Origin of the sequence: Cellulomonas sp. B6 (genome assembly GCF_001462455.1) — a bacterium.
Taxonomy (GTDB): domain Bacteria; phylum Actinomycetota; class Actinomycetes; order Actinomycetales; family Cellulomonadaceae; genus Cellulomonas.
Genome location: NZ_LNTD01000159.1, coordinates 1 through 801, shown reverse-complemented (window position 1 = coordinate 801; position 801 = coordinate 1). Strand labels below are relative to the sequence as shown.

The window sequence follows — 801 nt, the reverse complement described above, 5'->3', positions numbered from 1 at the left end:
AGGGGAGCGGGGGCGAGCCCGCAAGATGCTGAGGTTACCTCACCAATAAGCGTGCGGCCCGGCGAGGTATTCCGCGGCGCGACGGGCGTCGACGACCGTGGACGTCCACGGCACCCGTCGGGTCGGCCGGGCGCGGGTGGCCGAGGGCCGCCCCGGTAGCCTCGGCGCGTGCGACCCCACGAGCACCCCGACGCCGACGGGCGCGCGCCCCGCGGTCGCGGCGCGTGCGACCCCGGCCGTGACCCCGCGCACCCGGTCGCGCCGTCGGAGGAGCTGCTCGACCTGCTGCACGACGTGCTGCGCAACGCGCGCCGGGACGCGTCCGAGCGCCTGGGCGACGCGATCACGCCCGGGCAGCTGCGCCTGCTGCGCACGCTCGACCGCATGGGCCGCCCGCGTCGCCTCGGCGAGCTCGCCGAGGCCCTCGACGTCGCACCCCGCTCGGTGACGTCCAAGGTCGACCAGGCCGCGGCCGACGGGTGGGTGCGCCGCGTGCCCGACCCCGACGACCGGCGCGCGACCCTCGTCGAGCTGACCGACGCCGGGCGGGAACGCCTCGACGCCGTCGCGAGCAGCCGCGAGGCGGGGGTGCGCGCGCGCCTCGACGCGCTCGACGACGACGAGCAGCAGACCCTGCTGCGGCTGCTGCGGCGCGTGGCGGGTCGCGCGTGAGCGCCGGGTTCACGCGGCGCGCGCTGCTCGCCGCCGGCGGTGCCGTCCTGCTCGTGGCGTGCGTGCCGCGGGACGAGCGACCGACGGCGGGGGAGACCGGGGCGTCGCCCGCGCCGTCGACGACGACCG

General features: G+C 79.0%; 1 protein-coding gene. It reads left to right on the top strand.

The features are described 5' to 3' along the window. The first annotated feature begins 168 nt into the window (after nucleotides 1-168). Entirely contained in the window at nucleotides 169-672 is a 504-nt protein-coding gene (locus tag ATM99_RS14070; protein ID WP_082659773.1) for a MarR family winged helix-turn-helix transcriptional regulator, read from the top strand. Nucleotides 673-801: the final 129 nt, after the last annotated feature.